At 34.2% G+C, this 1,097-nt stretch carries 2 protein-coding genes; both read right to left on the bottom strand.

Translation table 11 applies throughout. The annotated features are described in order from the left end of the window. Nucleotides 1-440, bottom strand: a 440-nt coding sequence (locus AC1DRF_RS29145; RefSeq protein WP_477742460.1) for an ammonium transporter, incomplete at its 3' end; no start/stop codon positions are given. Next, on the bottom strand, nt 437-853 hold the full coding sequence (locus tag AC1DRF_RS29140; RefSeq protein ID WP_427076407.1) for a hypothetical protein: 417 nt from the start codon (nt 851-853) through the stop codon (nt 437-439). The genes AC1DRF_RS29145 and AC1DRF_RS29140, both read right to left, overlap by 4 nt. Nucleotides 854-1,097: the final 244 nt, after the last annotated feature.

Genomic DNA, 1,097 nt, shown 5'->3' with positions numbered 1-1,097 from the left:
ATCCAGTGGCCGGCTATAGGATAAATAAATGTAGTCATCAAAATCGCATATAAAAGATATGCCCGGAAATTAATTCGTTCTGCCACCGCTCCAGAAACGATAGAAATGACCGCAATAACAAACGCACATTGAAACAGCCAAAACGTTTCAAGCCCAATTGGAATGTCAAGGTGCGATAAATTACCTGAGAGCGCAAAACCGCTTTTACCGACAACTCCACCTAAATCATCACCGTACATTAATCCAAAACCAATTAAATAGAAACAAAGCGTTCCTATTGTAATATCAGCGAATACTTTCATAATAATATTTACGCTATTTTTATAGCGGACAAAACCTGCCTCTAACAAGGCGAAGCCGCCTTCCATTAACAAAATCATCGCMGCTGTTAACACGACCCACGTTGTATTTATCMCTAAACTTAGTTCATTAGCACTCATATCCCAACGCCTCCACTGCTTTTTAATCGTTTTATTTCTTGTACAATAGCAGGCGAAAGCGTAATTTCACTTGTTTCTTCATTTTCCGCTTTTATTAATTCAAGAACTTCATGAAGTTCTCGCATTTGTGCTTTAAGTTGATCAATTTTTTTAAAGCGGTCCTTTACGTATACCATATACTCGACCGCTTGATGCTGACTTAAAGGACGCCCGGTAAAAAATTTACGAAACGGTGATAGTGATTGATACCAAGCTTCTTCAGCACGTTTCTTCTCTTCGTATTTACTAATTTTCGTTTTTATATCTTCTATTTCTTGTGCTTTAGCTTCTTTTAACTTCATTATAAATTCAATTAATTTTAATTGAGGCAATGTAATGACCACATTATGATAAAGTTCATCCACTATAACCATGTTATATCTCCTTACATAAGATGTTATATTCTGATTATATGTAGAACACTATAGTAAGTCAATGTAATTTTTTGAAAACTCTTTAAATAGTAAATGCGCCCTATCTTTTTACTACTTATAGAATATTAAGCTCGTATGTGTTGAAATATGACGTTATTTGTTTTATCGTAGGAAGAGGAATCATGTTAGTTCCCTATTTTAATTTTATTTACCTAGGCAATTATTCGCTTTATTTCTTATAAAC

It is taken from the genome of Priestia sp. P5_B4, from assembly GCF_056400385.1.
This window is presented reverse-complemented; position numbering and strand designations above follow the sequence as displayed.